15 protein-coding genes, 1 tRNA gene and 1 pseudogene are annotated in these 17,497 nt (G+C 63.7%); 5 read left to right on the forward strand and 12 right to left on the reverse strand.

Annotated elements, in window-relative coordinates; all coding sequences use genetic code 11:
- Positions 1 to 115: 115 nt before the first annotated feature.
- Positions 116 to 1,522, reverse strand: a complete 1,407-nt coding sequence (locus ACVWYP_RS03865) for an MFS transporter (protein ID WP_304497802.1) — start codon at positions 1,520 to 1,522, stop codon at positions 116 to 118.
- 271 nt (positions 1,523 to 1,793) lie between these two features.
- On the opposite strand from ACVWYP_RS03865, the gene ACVWYP_RS03870 reads away from it, so the two are divergent.
- Entirely contained in the window at positions 1,794 to 3,035 is a 1,242-nt protein-coding gene (locus ACVWYP_RS03870) for an LLM class flavin-dependent oxidoreductase (RefSeq protein ID WP_028335602.1), read from the forward strand.
- 980 nt (positions 3,036 to 4,015) lie between these two features.
- Here ACVWYP_RS03870 and ACVWYP_RS03875 read toward each other — a convergent pair.
- Complete coding sequence (locus tag ACVWYP_RS03875) at positions 4,016 to 4,201, reverse strand: hypothetical protein (protein WP_304497803.1); 186 nt, start codon at positions 4,199 to 4,201, stop codon at positions 4,016 to 4,018.
- Between the two features lie 126 nt (positions 4,202 to 4,327).
- Positions 4,328 to 5,167, reverse strand: a complete 840-nt coding sequence (locus ACVWYP_RS03880; RefSeq protein WP_304497804.1) for an SDR family NAD(P)-dependent oxidoreductase — start codon at positions 5,165 to 5,167, stop codon at positions 4,328 to 4,330.
- Positions 5,168 to 5,345: 178 nt separating this feature from the next.
- On the opposite strand from ACVWYP_RS03880, the gene ACVWYP_RS03885 reads away from it, so the two are divergent.
- Complete coding sequence (locus tag ACVWYP_RS03885; protein ID WP_028341450.1) at positions 5,346 to 6,308, forward strand: sensor histidine kinase; 963 nt, start codon at positions 5,346 to 5,348, stop codon at positions 6,306 to 6,308.
- A 246-nt stretch (positions 6,309 to 6,554) separates the two neighbouring features.
- Positions 6,555 to 8,285, forward strand: a complete 1,731-nt coding sequence (locus ACVWYP_RS03890) for an EAL domain-containing protein (RefSeq protein WP_439711132.1) — start codon at positions 6,555 to 6,557, stop codon at positions 8,283 to 8,285.
- A gap of 373 nt (positions 8,286 to 8,658) precedes the next feature.
- Here the strand turns inward: ACVWYP_RS03890 and ACVWYP_RS03895 are convergent, their stop codons facing one another.
- The gene (locus ACVWYP_RS03895) at positions 8,659 to 9,297 is read right to left on the reverse strand and encodes a carboxymuconolactone decarboxylase family protein (protein WP_304497806.1); all 639 of its coding nucleotides are present in this window, start codon (positions 9,295 to 9,297) and stop codon (positions 8,659 to 8,661) included.
- A 219-nt stretch (positions 9,298 to 9,516) separates the two neighbouring features.
- Between ACVWYP_RS03895 and ACVWYP_RS03900 the strand changes: the two genes are divergently transcribed.
- Positions 9,517 to 9,921: a YccF domain-containing protein gene (locus ACVWYP_RS03900; protein WP_304497807.1), complete on the forward strand. Its 405-nt coding sequence runs from the start codon at positions 9,517 to 9,519 to the stop codon at positions 9,919 to 9,921.
- Between the two features lie 21 nt (positions 9,922 to 9,942).
- Here the strand turns inward: ACVWYP_RS03900 and ACVWYP_RS03905 are convergent, their stop codons facing one another.
- The 3 genes from ACVWYP_RS03905 to ACVWYP_RS03915 form a co-directional block, all read right to left on the reverse strand.
- Complete coding sequence (locus tag ACVWYP_RS03905; RefSeq protein WP_304497808.1) at positions 9,943 to 10,200, reverse strand: GCG_CRPN prefix-to-repeats domain-containing protein; 258 nt, start codon at positions 10,198 to 10,200, stop codon at positions 9,943 to 9,945.
- A 109-nt stretch (positions 10,201 to 10,309) separates the two neighbouring features.
- Positions 10,310 to 11,350, reverse strand: coding sequence for an alpha/beta fold hydrolase (locus tag ACVWYP_RS03910; protein WP_304497809.1), 1,041 nt, complete (start codon positions 11,348 to 11,350; stop codon positions 10,310 to 10,312).
- A gap of 94 nt (positions 11,351 to 11,444) precedes the next feature.
- On the reverse strand, positions 11,445 to 12,524 hold the full coding sequence (locus ACVWYP_RS03915; RefSeq protein WP_304497810.1) for an LLM class flavin-dependent oxidoreductase: 1,080 nt from the start codon (positions 12,522 to 12,524) through the stop codon (positions 11,445 to 11,447).
- A gap of 130 nt (positions 12,525 to 12,654) precedes the next feature.
- Between ACVWYP_RS03915 and ACVWYP_RS03920 the strand changes: the two genes are divergently transcribed.
- A tRNA-Arg gene (locus ACVWYP_RS03920) sits at positions 12,655 to 12,731 on the forward strand.
- A gap of 164 nt (positions 12,732 to 12,895) precedes the next feature.
- On the opposite strand, the gene ACVWYP_RS03925 is transcribed toward ACVWYP_RS03920, so the two are convergent.
- The 5 genes and pseudogenes from ACVWYP_RS03925 to ACVWYP_RS03945 form a co-directional block, all read right to left on the reverse strand.
- On the reverse strand, positions 12,896 to 14,059 hold the full coding sequence (locus ACVWYP_RS03925) for an MFS transporter (protein WP_304497811.1): 1,164 nt from the start codon (positions 14,057 to 14,059) through the stop codon (positions 12,896 to 12,898).
- On the reverse strand, positions 14,056 to 15,225 hold the full coding sequence (locus ACVWYP_RS03930; RefSeq protein ID WP_304500430.1) for an MFS transporter: 1,170 nt from the start codon (positions 15,223 to 15,225) through the stop codon (positions 14,056 to 14,058). Before ACVWYP_RS03930 ends, ACVWYP_RS03925 begins: the two co-directional genes overlap by 4 nt.
- Before the next feature lie 51 nt (positions 15,226 to 15,276).
- Positions 15,277 to 16,638, reverse strand: a complete 1,362-nt coding sequence (locus ACVWYP_RS03935; RefSeq protein ID WP_304497812.1) for an NAD(P)-binding domain-containing protein — start codon at positions 16,636 to 16,638, stop codon at positions 15,277 to 15,279.
- A gap of 50 nt (positions 16,639 to 16,688) precedes the next feature.
- Complete coding sequence (locus ACVWYP_RS03940; RefSeq protein ID WP_028341441.1) at positions 16,689 to 17,006, reverse strand: ArsR/SmtB family transcription factor; 318 nt, start codon at positions 17,004 to 17,006, stop codon at positions 16,689 to 16,691.
- 105 nt (positions 17,007 to 17,111) lie between these two features.
- Positions 17,112 to 17,366: pseudogene (locus tag ACVWYP_RS03945) on the reverse strand (tyrosine-type recombinase/integrase); the annotation flags it as partial.
- Positions 17,367 to 17,497 lie beyond the last annotated feature (131 nt).

Consider the following 17,497-nt stretch of genomic DNA (forward strand, 5'->3'; position numbering starts at 1 on the left):
GAATTGTGAGAATCGGCGTTAACGCGTGATCGCGCCGCGCGCTGAGTGAAATAGTTGTCTTAGCACCTTGTCGAGCATGAACTTTTCGAAAGGAATGCACCACATGCGTGCGGATTCATGCCGTCGCGCGTCGCATCGATGACAGAAATGCGGCTGAAATGGTGATCGACAGCACAAACAATGCGCATGCTGCAAACAACGCCAGACGTGCTGACGTCGCGCTCTCAACGGCGAAGAACATCGCGCCGATCGCGGCAACGCCGGCCGCGTTGCCGATCTGCGTCGTCGTGCCGTACATGCCGGAGCCGGCACCGGCGCTGGCGGGCTGCACGCTCGCGAGCACCGCGCTCGACAATGGCGCCATGACAAGCCCCTGGCCGTAGCCGAAGATCATCAGCATCAGTGCGAGCAGCAGTGCCGACGGTGTCGCGACCGCCTCAATTGTCGCGACGAGCACGGCGAGACCGACGATCTGCAGCGCACAGCCCTCGATCAGCACCAGCGTGCCGCGATGCCTGGCGCGCAGGCCGCTGTGACGCGAGGCAACCACGAAGGTCAGCGCCAGCGGCACGAACACCAGCCCGGCCTCCAGCGGCGGAATCTGCAAGCCCTTCTGCATGAACATGGTCATGATGAGGTAGAAGGACAGGTTGGCGAAGAAGAAGAAAAACACCGCGACCAGCCCGCGCATGAAGGCGCGATCCGACAGCAGCGACAGATCGATCAGCGGCATGCCGCCGCGACGCGCGACGGACCGCTCGAGCCGCACGAAGGCCGCGATCACAGCGATGCCCACTGCCATCACCAGCCACACCCATGCCGTCCAATTGAGATCATGGCCGAACAGCAGCGGACCGATCAGGCACAGCAGGCCCGCGAACAGCACGATCGCGCCCGGGATATCGAGCCGCGTGCCGGCGCGGCGCGGCACCGTCGGCATGATCTTCAGCGCCGCGGCGATGATGACGACGCCGCACGGCACGTTGACGAAGAACACGGCGCGCCAGCCGAGCCCGGCGAGGTCGAGCGTCACCAGCACACCGCCGAGCATGAAGCCGGCGGCGCCCGCGAGCCCCAGCACGATGCCGTAGATGCCGAACGCCCGCGCGCGGGCGGCGTCTGAGAACAGCAGATGCAGCGTCGCCAGCACCTGCGGCACCATCAGCGCCGCGGTTGCGCCCTGCGCGAGCCGCGCGACGATGAGCTCGGGCCCGGACTGCGCGAGACCGCACCACAGCGAGGTCACCGAGAATCCCGCGACGCCGGCGATGAACACGTTCCGGGTGCCATGGATGTCGCCAAGGCGGCCGCCGGTGACCACCAGCGTGGCATAGGCGATCAGGTAGATCGCGATCACGGCCTCGATCTGCGCCGGCGTCGCGTGCAGCTCCGCCGCGATCGTTGGGATCGCGACGTTGACGATGAAGGCATCGACCCCGAACATGAATTGCGCTGACACCACGATCGCCAGCACCCACCAGCGGCGGGATGTGTCCGCTCGCGCCGAAACGATCTGGTGCATGTCCTGTCCTGCCCGAAATGACGTTATGGCGACATCAGCAGATTCCGGTCATCGCTTCGATTACCTGCGAGGTAAGCCCGGGATCACGGACGCTCGAGCCCCGGCTGCCAATTTGCGCTGACGCGCTGGGAAACATTCCGGAGGGCGGCAATCGCCGCCGATTTGCGCAACAACCATGCGACCGCCGCAACCCCCGAGCATTGCCTTGCCCCGGGCCACCCCGTAGGTTGGCGGAAAGCCCCCGATAACAATAGTCCGGAGAGAACGACCCATGGCGCGCCTCAAGTTCGGAGCCTTCCTCGCCCCGCATCACCCGATCGGCGAGCATCCGATGCTGCAATTCCGCCGCGACCTCGATTTCGTCGAGCAGCTCGACGCGCTCGGTTACGACGAATTCTGGTGCGGCGAGCACCACTCCTCGGGCTGGGAGACCATCGCCTCGCCGGAAATGTTTCTGGCCGCCGCCGGCGAGCGCACCAAGCGCATCAAGCTCGGCACCGGCGTGATCTCGCTGCCCTATCACCACCCCTTCAACGTCGCGCAGCGCATGGTGCAGCTCGACCACATGACCGGCGGCCGCGCCATCTTCGGCTCCGGTCCCGGTGCGCTCGCCTCCGACGCCCATACGCTCGGCATCGACCCGATGACCCAGCGCGACCGCCAGGACGAAGCGATCGCGGTGATCCGCCGCCTGTTCAACGGCGAGCGCGTCACCGCCAAGACCGACTGGTTCGAGATGCACGACGCCGCGTTGCAGATCCTGCCGCTGCAGGAGGACATGCCGTTCGTGGTGGCCTCGCAGATCTCGCCATCGGGCATGACGCTCGCCGGCAAATACGGCATCGGCATCATCTCGCTCGGCTCGATGTCGACCCAGGGCCTGATGGCGCTGCCGCAGCAATGGCAGTTCGCCGAGGACGCCGCCAAGAAGGCCGGCACCACCGTGAGCCGTTCCAACTGGCGCGTGCTGCTGTCCTGGCACATCGCCGAGACCCGCGAGCAGGCGCGGCGCGAGGCCGGCGCCGGGCTGATGCGCTGGCACAACGAATATAATGTCGGCACCCTGATGCGGCCGGGCCTGACGGCGTTCTCTTCGCCCGATGAGGCCGTCGACAAGACCGCGTTCGTCGAAGGCGCCGCGTCCACCATCGGCACACCGGATGATCTGATCAAGATGATCAAGAATCTGGTCGATGTGTCGGGCGGCGTCGGCTCGATCATCGGCTTCGCGCACGACTGGGCCAATCCGGAAAACACCCGCCGCAGCTGGGACATGGTCGCGCGCTATGTCGTGCCCGAGATCAACGGCTATATCGACGGCCTGCGCAAGTCGCGGCAGTTCCTGATCGACAACCGCGCCGTGTTCGAACGCGCCGGCCAGGCTGTCATGGCCAAGATCATGCAGAACGACAAGGCCGCCGCCGCGCTTCAACAAACCGGCCCCGGCCGCGTCGCGATCCCCGCGGTGAATGCACCGGATCTTGCGAAGGCAGCGGCCAAGCAGAAGGTGTGATTTGCGACCCTTGCCCCGCCAAAGGGGAGAGGGAAAAGCATCGCGCCACATCCACAACCGTCGTCCCTGCGAAAGCAGGGACCCATACTCCGCGGCGGGTGTTGTGGAAGGGATTCGCTGTTCCAGCGTCGTTCAACAATGACCATTTGTGGTTATGGGTCCCTGCTTTCGCAGGGACGACGGTGAGGATCGGTCGCGATTCAAGACGTCGAACACCGCGGTATCATCACTCGCGCATGCGGCTGACCCAGTATTCCAGAGACGCTTGTGCTCGAATCGAGAGGCCGCGGCGTACTGGATCTCCCGGACACCGAAGTGAGTGCACAATTCTTCCACGCGTCGTCCCGGCGAAGGCCGGGACCCATACGCCGTGGCTTCTGTTGTGAACGGGACTCGTCGTTCCACCATTGGGCAACAATCACCATTCGTGGTTATGGGTCCCTGCTTTCGCAGGGACGACAGCGAGTGTGTTGCGCGGCCCGTGAATCGTGAGTTTGCATTCTCGCGACATGAATGTCCGAGCTTTGCTCTTCGTTCCGCCCTCTTGCTTGCAGAGGGCGCAGGGAAAGCCGGGTGCCGATCGCACCCATGGGCCCCGAGCAATGGGTAGAAAGCTCGGGGGTAGGACCACAGGTGTAACCGGAGCAATCCGGCTTTCCCTGCGCGATGGCTTACGGCTTATACGTGCTCTCCCCGGCGAGACTGGGCTTTATTGTCACCGCCCTCGCAAAACGTTTGCGCGCCTTGCGAGAGGACACCTGCCGCTAGGGCGTCAAGCCTGCACGACTTCACCGTCCACCTCATGCGCACTCGTCAGTTGCGCAATCCGCGTCCACCGCATCCCACGCCGCGTTCGTGACGATCGCGAAGCGCCCCTCGATCGGGTGAGACGGGCGGAATTGAACATCTGATTTGCCCGACGACGGAAGCGCTAATTTGCCCGTCGGGTTAATTTGTCGCAGCGCGCGAATCCAGACGCGTTACGCCATCGCGCCGATCCCGACCACTCCGATCGCCACAGAGGTGACGAGGGCATAAGCGAATCCCGCAATCAGCGGCCCGAGCGTATGACGGCCTTGCGCGAGATTGATTCTGACGCTCGTCACCGCGCCGGCGACAATGATGGCGCCGAGATAGCGCAGCCGGCGTGCGAGCTTCGCGTTCATGCTCGCACCTTAGCGCGCCAAAGCTAAACACCCTCGATCGTCATTCCGGGGCGATGCGAAGTATCGAACCCGGAATCTCGAGATTCCGGGTTCACGCTGCGCGTACCCCGAAATGACGGCCGTGGCTTACGCCCCCTGATCGAACGCCTTGCGCAGCGAGACGTAGCCCGCCTGCTGCTGGCTCCAGTTGCGGCCGCCGGTGATGGCGCCGTCGATCACGAGGTCATGGCCGTTGATGAAGCTCGATTCGTCGCTCGCCAGGAACACCGCGGCATGCGCGATGTCGTCGGGCAGGCCGGCGCGCGGGATCGGCTGCGCTGCCTTGTAGACCTCGCGCATCACGGCCGCGGTCTTCTCGGCCGCTTCCGTCGACAATCCGAGCGCCTTGCCGAAAATGCCGGTGGCGATCGCGCCGGGCGAGATCGAGTTGACGCGGATGCCGGACTCGCCGAGCTCCATCGCCACGCATTTGGTGAAATGGATGACCGCCGCCTTCGCGGCGCCGTAGACCATCGACGACGAGAAGCCGGCTAGCCGACCGGCGATGCTGCCATTGTTGATGATGCTGCCGGAGCCCTGTTTGCGCATGTAGGGCGCGGCATGCTTCATGCCGAGCATGACGCTGCGCACCAGCGTCGCCATCGCGGCGTCGAACCGCTCGACGTCGAGACCTTCGATGCCCCCGGTCTGCGCCGGGCCGCCGGCATTGTTGAACAGGCAGTCGATCCGGCCGAACTTCTCGACCGCAAGCGCGATCAGCGCCTGCATCTGTTCCTCGACCGTGACGTCGGTCTGACGAAACACGCAAGCCTCGCCGAGCTGTTGCGCCAGCGCCTCGCCCTCCGGTGCGCGGCGCCCGGCGATCACGACCTTCGCGCCCTCCGCGACAAAGATCTCCGCCGTGCGTAGCCCGATGCCGCTGGTCGCGCCTGTGATCACCGCGACCTTGCCGTCCAGCCGTCCCATATCGGTCCCTCAACTTACGTATGATGTTGCGGATATTCCCCAGCTCCTGCTGCCAATACAAGCACTTGCACGCCGCCACGCTCGCGAGGTCCGCCTGTGGCCAGAAGGCCACAACTGCGGTTTTTCGGTCGCAGCGGCCTTATTTTGGGTCGCCTGTTCACGTGAACTGGAACGAGCAATGGCGAAATGGATCGATGATTTCAGGGCGTGTTGGCGGGGCGATGTCCAGCCGTCGGTGCGGCTTGCGGTCGCCTTCGCGGTGCTTTGTCTCGTTTTGGCCACGGCCGCGCGCTTCGGGCTCGCCCAGATCCGGCCGGACGTGTTCTTCACGCCCTATTTCCCGGCGGTGTTCTTTGCCACCGCCCTTGGCGGTTTCCGGATCGGGATCGCAACCGCGCTGGCGAGCGGGCTGCTCGGCGTGGTGCTCAATTTCAGCGGCGCGCACGCCGATCCGGCGCGCTTTGCGCTGTTGATGATCTTCTGGGTTGTGTGCGGCATCGCGATCTGGGGCGTGGAGCACTACCGCTCCCTGGTCGCTCAGCAGCGCGAAGTTTCCAAAAGGCTGATCGAGGAAGAGCAATACCGCAAGGTCGTGGTCGACGAATTGCAGCACCGGCTGAAGAACAAGTCCTCGACCATTCACGCCGTGCTGCATCAGGCGCTGCAAGACCGGCCCGATGTCTGGCAGCGCATCGACCATCGCATCCGCGCGCTCTCGGCGACCGACGATCTGATCGCGCGGGTCGACGGCTATGGCTGCGATATCAAGGATTTGCTGCGCTCGGAACTCGGGCCCTACGGCCACGTGCGGTTCAACCTTAATGGCGAGCAGCTGTTCCTGCCCGCCAAGCTCGCCGTCTCGCTGGCGCTGATCTTCCATGAGCTCGCAACCAACGCCGGAAAATACGGCGCCTTCTCCTCGCCGCGCGGATTTTTACAAGTGTCATGGACCGTCGACGACGGACGTCTCAACGTGATCTGGGACGAGACCGAGGGACCGGTGGTCGAGGCGATCGGCGAAGCCGGCTTCGGCACCAAGCTGCTCAAGTCGGCGCTGCGGCCGTTCGACGGCAAGACCGAGATCAGTTATCTGAAGACCGGTGTTCACTGCACCATGCAGTGCAAGCTTCCGAGCTGTTGATAAGTCGTCATTCCGGCACAGCCGCATGTGTTGGTGCAACCGCGCGCGCCGCAATCGCTTTCACCAGCGGCCAAAGCCGACATTGATACTCTGTTAATGACGATTGCCGCGACGGCTTGCGAAAGCCGTCGCGGTCTCATTCTGTCACGGCATTTCGCAGGTCCGCTTAACCAAAACTACAACGGACTTTGCCAAGGTCGGCGCATGCACAGTCTCACCAGACACGATTTTCAGACGGGCGCGGCAGTGACCGGCCAAGACGATATTTCCAGCAATGAATTACGTATCCTGCGCGACCTTCTCCAACTGCTGCCGGCGGGCGTGACCGTTCAGGACGAGCAGGGCGAGCTCATCCTGGTGAATGAAGCAGCAGCGAGCCAGCTGCAGCTGGCAGCCAGCGCGAGCCAGCCGTCCCCGGTCGACGAGCGCCACGCCGCCAACCTCGACCTGCTGCGCAGCGGCCGTCCGGTGGTGCTCGAGGAAGTGCTCTCCTGCGGCGCCTCCAAATATGTGTTCCTGACCTCGCACCGGCCGGTCCGGATCGCCGGTCGCAATCTCCTGATCTCGACCTCGACCGACATCAGCGAGCAGAAGGCGTTCGAGGACCAGCTGTTCCGCTCGGCCTATTACGACGAGCTGACCGGCCTGCCGACCCGCCGGGTGATCGAGCACCGCGTCAGCGGCCTGATCCGCGACGATTCGCAAAGCCATTTCGCGCTCGCCTTCCTCGACGTCGACAACTTCAAGCACATCAACGACTATTACGGCCACGCGATCGGCGATGCGCTGCTCGTCGAACTATCGAAGCGGCTCGGCCACGCGCTGCGCGAAACCGATATCCTGTCCCGCATCTCCGGCGACGAATTCCTGCTGCTGCTCAACCCGATCAGCGGCAATGACGAAGTCGCCGAATTCATCCAGGTCATGCAGGAGCGGCTGAAGGCGCCGTTCTTCATCGAGGAATCCGAGATCTTCGCCTCGACCTCGATCGGCGTCAGCCTCTATCCGATGCATGGCCGGAGCTACGAGGCGCTGCGCCAGAACGCCGACATCGCGATGTACCGTGTCAAGAACAACGGCAAGGGCTCGACCGCATTCTTCGACAACAGCATGGAGCGCGAGGCGCTGGCGCGGATGAAGATCGAGCAGTCGCTGCGGCTGGCTATCCTGGAAAAGCGCTTCTGCTGCGCGTTCCAGGCCAAGGTCGATATCCGCACCCAGGAGGTGAAGGGCATCGAGGCGCTGGTGCGGCTGCGCGACGACGAGGGCGTGATCCAGGCGCCGGGCACCTTCATCAATCTCGCGGTCGAGCTCGGCCTGATCGACGAGCTGACGTTCCTGGTGCTGGCGGAGATCGTCAAGTCGATCGACCTGATCAACGACACGTTCGGCCCGATGGCGACGATCAGCATCAATGTCGCCGCCAAGCAGGCCTCGAACCTCGAATTCATGCGCCGGTTCGCTCGCGCGTTGGAGGAGACCGGCTTTCCGAAACGCTTCATGATCGAGGTGACCGAGGACGCGTTCGTGACGCGGTCGCATTTCCAGGACCAGATCCTGCCGATCCTGCGCGGCATCGGCGTCGGCATCTCGATCGACGATTTCGGCATCGGCTATTCGTCGCTGTCGGCGCTCGCCGACATCACCGCCGACGAGATCAAGATCGACCGCTCCTTCATCACCGACATCCATCAGCGGCCGCGCAGCCAGGGCATTTTGCGCGCGATCGAATCGCTGAGCGAGGCGCTCGGCATGACCGTGATCGCCGAGGGCATCGAGTCCTACGAAGAGCTCACCTATCTGCAGGCGGCGACCAAGATCCGCTATGCCCAGGGCTATTACTTCGCCAAGCCGATCTTCCTCGAGGATTTGAAGCCGGCGACGCCCGTCGCCAGCGAAACGCGCGCCAGCATGGCCGCGCGCCCGGCCCTGGAAGGCCGCCAGACCTATTCGCGCGCCAGCGGTTTCCGGCGGTAGGGGCGTGACGTGACTGCGCTCCCTCTCCCGCTTGCGGGCAGGGCTATCGCATTTCGTGGCGGCGCCCTCGTGGCCATCCTTCGAGACGCCCGCCTTCGGCGGGCTCCTCAGGATGAGGTCTTGTTCTGCGGCACAATAGTAGACCCTCATGGTGAGGAGCGCCGCTTGCGGCGCGTCTCGAACCACGAGGCCAAGCACTTGCGCGGTCGCCAAGGGGCATATGCGATAGCCCTGCGCTTGCGGGGGAGGGTTGGGGTGGGGGTCTAACCGCGAATCGTTCTGTAGAGAAAGCCCCACCCGCATCGCATCTTCGATGCGATGCGACCTCCCCAGTAAGCGGGAGAGGTAGGAGAGCGAGACCGCTGCAGACGCGCTACTTCTCCAGCACCGCCAACGGCGGCACGCCGTTATTCGCGGGGCCGGCCTGCATTGTGATCAGCGTCATCGAGACCATGTCGTAATAGCCCATGATGCCGATGATATCCATGATGCCGCGCTCGCCGAATTTCTCCAGCGCGGCCTTGTAGACCGCGTCGCTGACCTTCCTGTCGCGATAGAGCGCGACGCCGAGATCGTACAGCGCGGCTTCGTCATCCTTCATGCTCTCGGGTCGCGTGCCCTTGGCGATCGCGTCCGCGATCTTCGGATCGAGCCCGCCCTTCATCGCCAGCGGATAGTGCGCGGACCATTCATATTGCGCGGTCCAGTGCCGCGCAGTGATCAGGAACGCCATTTCGCTGAGCCGCGCCGGCAGCGAGGTATTCCAGCGCAGATACTCCGACAGGTTCGACAGCTTTGGCGCCAGATCGGGATTGCGGATATAGGCGCGGTAGGGCGGCGCGGTGAATTTGGCATTGCGCGGCGGCGCGCTGATCATGTCGGCCCAGGCCTTTTGCGCCGGCGACAGCTCCTCCGCCTTCAGCGGCGCGAAGCGCACGGCCTCCTCGGCCCGCACGGCCGACACCGACAATGCCAGCGCCGCCAGAATCCCTGCTCCGAATATTGTTCTCATTGTTGTTCTCCCTTTTCGGTGCAGGCGTCTTTGCGCCCTGCCCGGTCGCGCGAGATTAGTGGCCGTCGCGATGGATGCAATGAGGTGCGAGCTGTCGTTCAGCGCCGGCCGCCGGTGAAGCGCCTCGTCACGGCAGGCGCGCGCTTAGGCCACACCTACCGCGGCGCCGGGCAGCGGCGTATATAAAGAATAGTCCCAAGCGGCGCGAAGGTGTCAGCCATGCAGCCTGTGTCTATCCTCCTGAACATCCTCTGGATCCTGATCGGCGGCGCGTGGATGGCGTTCGGCTGGCTGGTCGCCGCCGTGATCATGGCGGTGACCATTATCGGGCTGCCCTGGGCGCGCGCCGCCTTCAACATCGCCGTCTACACGCTGCTGCCGTTCGGCTCGCGTGCGGTGCGCCGCGATGAGGTGACGGGCACGTCCGACATCGGCACCGGACCGCTCGGGGTGATCGGCAATCTGATCTGGTTCATCCTGGCCGGCTGGTGGCTCGCGATCGGCCATGTGATCACCGCGGTCCTGCTCGCGGTGACCATCATCGGCATCCCCTTCGCCTGGGCGCATCTCAAGCTCGCCGGCATCGCACTGTGGCCGATCGGCAAGGTGATCGTGCCGGCGTGACGCTGGCCTGGCCGGCGACGGCTAGAGCCAATCCTTCGTCGTCTGCGAACAGGCCTGAAGGTCGCGCCGCCAGATGAAGCCACCGCCGCCACACGGGGGGCGAGCGCGCGAGGTGGCGGGGCACTCGTTCCTGACCCGCGCGCTGGTGCCCCAGCCGTCGATCACGCAGGCACCTCGCGAGGTCCTGTGGCAGCCGTCGCCGCATCCCTCTGCGGCGTTGGCCGGGGTCAAGCCGAGAAAGGCACCGGCTGTCAGAAGCGTGATCAAGCCTGCTCTCATGATGTTCTCCATCGAGCTGTCGGTCGTGATGCTCCATTCGCGACACGAGCGTAGGCGATCTCGGTGCCGCTTGCCACCGAATCCGCGCACAAATTCTGGTGTCGGGGGGCTAGCGCGCCGCTTCGCAGCCGGGGATGTCGAACACCGCGGTCAGGCCGCAGGGCGAGTTGAGCATCTTGCCGCCCGCATGACCGACGCCGGGCACATCCCACACGCTGTGGTTTGGCGCGCCGCCGTCGCGGGCCTGCATCACGGCGGCATAGGAATGCCCGCGCGCGTAACGGTACGGCCCCTCGGCCTCCGCCATGCAGGATTTGTCGAGCGCGGGATGATTGGGGTTGGTGTCGAGCGTTCCGAGCAGATAGATCACGCGGCGCGCGACATAGGCCTGCTCCAGCGCAGCCGACGAAGGCTCGGCAAGATAGGGCGGGCGGTTATCCATGCCGAATTTCCAGCTGTTATAGCCGTGGCAGGTCGCCGCGATCGCGGGCTCCGGCCGCTCTTTGGTGAAATAGGCGTAGGAGGACGGATTGGCGACCACATAGCGCACGCCGATGCCCTGGCGCAGCAGCACCTGGTCGCCCTTCACCGCGATCGCATAGCGCTGCACCACCTGGCCGCCGCCGGAATGGCCGAACACGACGACCTGCTGCAGGTTCGGAAACAGCTTGCGGTCGCCGAGCTTCGCCAGGATGGCGTCGAGCGCCTCGAACGAGCTCGCCGGGCTCGGCGCGAGCGCGGGCTCGCCGCCCTGCCAGCCATAGAGGCTCCAGCGCAACGTCTCCGCCGGCAGCTTGAATGCCTCGACATCGGACTCGATCAGGAATTGCGGCGCGATCATCAGCGCATGCTCGCCGGCATCGCCGGCCGCGGCCTGCGCGCTCAGAGCCGCGCGAAAATAGTCATCGGCATTGCGCAGCACCCCGTGCAGCACAAGCACGGCGCGCGTGACATCCGGCAGCGGACTGGACCAGTCGGCCGAGAGGTAGAGCGGAAAGCTCGCATTGCCGACGGCAATCCGCGCATTGGCGATCTCCTTGACCGGCTTCAGGTCGCGCTCGGTCTGTGCCTGGGTCGCGGACGCTGCGGGTACGCGCGCCGCCGCCACGACAAGCAATGCCGCGGCCGCAAGCCAGGCCCGGTGATGCATGGTTCGACTCCGTTGCTGCCGCGAGCTCGGCTGGATCATGGCGCGTCAGGCGCAGATTCACCCGTGAATTTTCGGAAAGCTTCCGGATCGCGCCTCAGGCGACGAGCCGTCCATGATTGTTGGCGGCGAGGATCGGGCGGATCAGGCGACCGAACCGCTCGGCCTCCTCGTCATGCAGATAGCCGGACAGGCAGAAGGAGTGGCAGCCGGCGTCGATGAACTGCTGCAAGGTGGCGGCGCATTGCGCGGGATTGCCGACCACCGCGATGCCGGCGCCGGGCCGCACCTTGGTGATGCCGGTCCACAGATGCGGCATCAGAAGATCGCCGTAGTCGCGCGCGAGCTGCTGCACGCGCCGGTTGGCCTCCGAGCGATTGTAGAGCGTCTTCATCTCCTGCTTCTGCCGCTCGGTGGCGTGGCGCACCAGCTGGTCGGCCGCCTCCCAGGCATCCGCCTCGTTCTCGCGGCAGATCACCTGCAGCCGCATGCCGAAGCCGATCGCATCCTCGCGGTCATGCGCCCGCGCCATCCGCCGGATCTCGGCGATATTCTCCGCGATGCGCTCCGGCAGATCGCCCCAGAACAGATGAACGTCAGAATGCTTCGCCGACACCTCCCAGGCCTGCCGCGAGCCGCCGCCGAGATAGAATTTTGGAAACGGCTGCTGCAGCGGCCGCGGCCGGATATGCGCGCCGGAGATGGTGTGAAACCTGCCCTGGAAATGCACCGGACCGCGCGTCGTCCACAGCGCTTTCAGGATCGAGACCTCCTCCTCCATCAGCGCGTAGCGCTCTTCCTTGGGCTGACGCACGCCCTCGGCCTCGACCTCGCTTTCGTTCTGGCCGGCGATCAGATTGATGCAGATTCGCCCGCCCGACATCTGGTCGAAGGTCGAGATCATCTTTGCCATCAGCACCGGGTTGATATAGCCGGGCCTTGCTGCGATCAGCGGCTTGATCCGGCTGGAGCGCGCCGCCATGAAGGCGCCCGTGATCCAGGCCTCCCAGCACACCGAGCCCACCGGGATCAGCAGATACTCGAAGCCGGCGTCCTCGGCGGCCGCGACCACGCGCTCGCAGAGTTCCGGCGAGCCGGCGATCTGCGCCTCCATCAGCCCATAGGCCGTGGTGTCGCCATGCGTGGGCAGATACCAGCCGAATTCCAGCGGACGCATGGGCAAACTCCCTCGAAAGACGGCCTTTTTCCGCGGCCTGTCATATTGTCGGGAGGCAGTTTACAGCCCTTAAGCGGCCGGACAACGCCGTTGCCGACAGGGAGCCAATCAGCTAAATGAACCCCTGCACGCACCCGTAGCTCAGCTGGATAGAGCGTTGCCCTCCGAAGGCAAAGGTCACACGTTCGAATCGTGTCGGGTGCGCCAGTTTTTCTTTGTTTACAACGCGATATGAGCGTCCGAACCGAAATTCCAGTTCTGTCTCATGCGAGCGAGTAAGCAATCTGGATAAAATCGTCGCCGAGAGTCGATAGGTTGCTAACTGACAGTGTCGGTCAGAAGTTCGCCTCGCCTAAGGTGTTGCCACTCCGTTATGGCGCTTGTCTCGCTCGCAGGAAAAAAAGCGCGATGAATGCGGAAACCGACGCTAGCGCCGTGATCCATAACGCTCCTGCACCGAGATATTCAGCAAACAGGCCAACGGCGAGCGGCGCGACTGCACCGGTCGCGCGGGCCGGAAGCGATAGCACGCCAACGCGACGGCCAAAGCCGTGCGGCCCAAACAGTGCGAGCGGTAGCGTGCCGCGCGCTATGGTCAAGATGCCATTGCCCGCACCGTAGAAGATGGCGAAGGCGGGGGCGAGCACCGGTCCTCCAGCCGCAAGGACTACTATGCCGAGTGGATTCATGACCGTCGCAAGCCGAGTCGACGCAAGAGGATGGTAGCGGCTAAGCCAGCCCGCTTCGATAATCCGCGCTGCCACCTGTGCCGGGCCGATCAGGGTTCCCGCGAGCAGCGCTGCCGCCGGTGTTGCACCGAACTGCAAGAGCAGGGAAGGCATCAAGGCAGAAAGTCCCGAACTCACAAACCCGGTCGCCGCAAAGACATAAGCCACGAGGATCATGGCGACTGTCTCGCTTTGCTGCGCCGACTCTGCGGGGCTTGCCTCATCGGGCAAAGCCGCCTGGAATGGTTTAGCGCGCGGCAGCGACAGGTTCAGTGGCAGCGCCAACGCAATGTGAATAAGCGCCCAAACCTGGCACGCAATCCGCCAGCCAAAGTGCGCATCGAGATAGGTGGTGATCGGCCAACCTATCGTGCTTGCGAAGCCTGCAATCAGGGTGATGCCGGTGATCGGCCTGCGGGCGGCGTATCCATACATACGCGTCAGTGTCGCAAAGGCGGCCTCATAGAGCCCCATCCCCATGCCAACGCCGAGGATGAGCCACGACGCGATCAACACAACGCTTCCGGACGCGAAAGAAAGAAGGACCAGTCCCGCCGCAAACACGACGTTCGAAACGGCAAGCAGCCCCCGGCCGCCGAACGTATCGATGAAATGCCCAACACGCGGTCCCAGGAGGCCCGCCATGATCAGGCCGACCGAAAGCGCGCCGAAAACGAGAGTCGACGAGATCCCAAGGTCGCGGGCGATCGGATTGGCAAGAATCGCCGGCAGATAATAGGTGGAGGCCCACGCCAGCGTTTGGCTGGTGCCAAGCGCCAGTATGATTGGAAGCTGACGTTGACTCATCCCTGTGGCGTCCTCGCCCTCGACCAATAGAGCGCGACGGGGCCGAGCAGAATGCCTGCCGCGAGTACGGCAAACGCTGCCGCCCAGGCGGTGGCACTCGATGGTCCGCCCGCCGCATCCAGCGCGACGCCAAGGGCCCACGCGCCCAAAGCCGACAGACTAAAGCCAACGGTCGAATGCACGGCCATCGTTGCGCCGCGGTAGTTGGGATCGGCGGCCATCGTCATTCCCGAGGTCAACGCACCGGAATCGGCGGGCACCGTGATGGCGTAGACCAACACCAGTGGCAGCAACAGCCATGGCGATTTGTCGGCGAACGCGCCGATCAGCAGCGCCACGCAAGCAGAACTCAACATCACGGCGGTGATGGCGCGATGTCGGCCGAACCGGATCGCGCATTCGTTGCCGAGGATGCTAGCCGGCATCGCGAGCAAGGAGAAAAGCACGCTGACGACGACGGGCGTCAGGAGTGAGCCTTCCGAGTTCCTCACCGCCACGAAAGTCCAGAATCCAACCAGCCAGGTGCGGATGCCGTAAAGCTCAAAGCAGTGGGCGCCATAGCCGAGAACAAAGCCCATGGCGTTGGTGTTGCGGAACACTGGCGCGAAGTCCAAGAGGCGGCCCTGCGCGGGTTTTGGCGCCACCGGCCGCAGCAGGAAGCAGACCGAAAGCATCATCAGCGGGCCCAGCGCTGTCACGAGGAAGGCTGAGCGCCAGCCCAAAGCTTCCGCAACGAGCTGCGAGACCAGGAACGACAGCCCGACGCCGAACGAAAAGCTCGACGTATACAGCGTGACCGCGCGGGATGAATCGCCGGGTGCCAGCCGGTCAGTCAGCGCCTTGAGACCGGGCATATAAGCGCCCGCGAAGCCGATGCCCGCAATGGCGTTGAACAATGCTCCGGACCAGAGGCCGGTCGCAAACAGGCCGAACAGCAATGTACCGAGTGCACTGACCGCCGAGCCCGCAATCAGGATCTTGCGCGCGTCGATCCGGTCAGTCAGCGTGGCCAACACCGGCACCGTCAACATGTAGCCAGCTGCGCCCGAGCCGGCGAGAAGGCCAGCCTGCGCACCGCTCAGGTGCCATTCCGGAATCAGGAATGCGGCAAGTATCGACGGCACGACGACATGCGGGAGCAAGCTACCGAGCTGCCCCACACACATCGCCGCGATGACGGATCGCCCCTCTAGCGTCAGCATTCGCACCTTTCCGCGCTAAGCTGCGCAGCCACAGCCAGCTTTTCCTGCACCCTTCGCCTTAGCATCATCGACGCAACAGGCGTCCGCCCGTTCGGTGGCCGGCCCGCCACAGCATTCGACCTGTCCCGGTGTCGCGCTGCGGCTGCACACGCCTGTCTCGGGCAATACGAGTTCAACCCGCGCTGCCGCTTCATTGTCACCGGCAATTTTGGCCGCAATTGACCGCACCTGCTCATAGCCGGTGAGCATCAGGAACGTTGGCGCACGCCCATATGACTTCATGCCGGCGAAGTAGAATCCCGGCTCGTCCTGCGCGAGTTCGGCCGCGCCATGTGGGCGTACTGTGCCGCAGCTATGTTCATTGGGGTCGATCAGCGGCGCCAGCGCGATCGGGCATTCGATGGCCGGATCGAGCTGAATCCGAAGTTCACGCAAGAATTCGAGGTCGGAACGGAACCCCGTCGCGACGATTAGTTCGTCAGCCACAATGCTCCGGTCGCAGCATCCGGCAGTGGCAAGCTTCAGGCGCTCGCCGTCACGGTCGATGCGAGTCACAGGGAAGCTGGCTTCCACTCGGATTTGCCCAGAGGTTACCAGCCCTGCCAGAGCCATTCCCAGTTCGCCACGCGCCACGAGTTTGTCATTGACGCCCCCGCCAAAAGCTTTGGCAGGATTGTCACCGCGCAAGACCCAAATGACTCCGGTGCTCGCAGCCTGAGATTTCAGGTTCGTGAGTTCGATTAGCGTGCCAACCGCAGAATGCCCAGCCCCGAGCACGGCGATGGCCTTTCCAGCATACCGGGCGCGATCCTTGCCGAGCACGTCGGGCATCCCGTACGCGATCTTGGTAGCGTTCTCCCGCTCGCCGAGGGCCGGAAGACCGTTTGCGCCACCAGGGTTCGGCGAGAACCAAGTACCTGACGTATCGATCACCGCATCGGCGCGAATGCTTTTCGGGCCCTGCCCGTTTTGGTAGCGAAGCTCGAAAGGCGCGTCGCCGCGGCCTTTGGTCTTGAGCTTGTCGAAACCAACGCGACTGATGTCGATCACGCGGCTTGATGTATGAATGTGATCCTTGAGCACCGTGCGGTGAGCCAGCGGTTCGAGATACTGCGACAGCAACTCACCGCCGGTCGGATATTGCTTTGGATCCGGCGAATTCCAACCGGTTGGCGCCAGCAAGCGCTCAGCCGCTTTGTCGACGTTATATTCCCACGGCGAGAACAACTGCACGTGGCTCCACTGCCGCATCGCATGACCAATTTCCGGACCTGCTTCCAAAACGGCCGGCGTCATTCCGCGTTCAAGAACATGAGCAGCGGCGGCAAGTCCGACAGGACCTGCGCCAATGATCGCAACCGACTTCGACTGTTCCATTTTGCTTCTCCTATCAAACTAGAAATATCGAAATTTTCGACCTGAAAAGATCAGGCCGCAGTGCTCGTATCCTTGCATTCGGTCGCATCGGCGCAGCATTCAGCAACTAGAAAGTCGACCAGCCCCTGCATCACGTCATAGTTGGCGTGACACGTCAGAGTCGTTGCCTCCCGCACCTGGGTGATGAGGCCGGCGGTCACGAGCGTCTTGACGTGGTGCGACAGGGTTGATGGCGCGATTTTTAGTTTATCCTGCAGTCGGCCGACGGCCAGACCGGCCTGCCCAGCGCGAACAAGGGCACGATAGATCTTGAGCCGGGTCGGATTGCCCAAAGCTTCAAGGTGCATGGCTGCGTCATCCAGTTTCATGTCCATAATCTGTCGCAACAGCTTCAGAATGTCAACCGTATTTCTAGTATTATCGAAATAAAGACGACGAATGATCGCCGAAACGGTTTTCCTGCTTCCACGGCGTAGAATGCCGCCGAGAAGACCAACGGTACGCGTTGCCGTTCCAGCGCCACCCCGGACGATGGCCTTTCCGCGCAGTTTCTTCGTCTTGACCGAAACCCGCGTCTTGCCGGCCATGATGTCTTTGAGGGCCTTGTTGATGTCGGTCTTGGTCAGGTCCTTGACGCGCCGGGTTCCTATGAGAGGAATGATGTGACGTTCGATACGGCCAGTGTCGGTGACGATGGTCGAGGCGTTCTTTGGTCGCCCTCCCTTTCCAGTTCGTCGTCCCAGATCAGGTAGTCCTTCTCTCGGACATCCGCCGCCTCGACAACCCTGTTTGTGATCTTGACCATAACTTCGGTCCGGGCGCGATCTCCCAAATAAGCAACGCGTAAGCAGGCGGGAGA

This window comes from Bradyrhizobium sp. USDA 3262 (assembly GCF_054060035.1).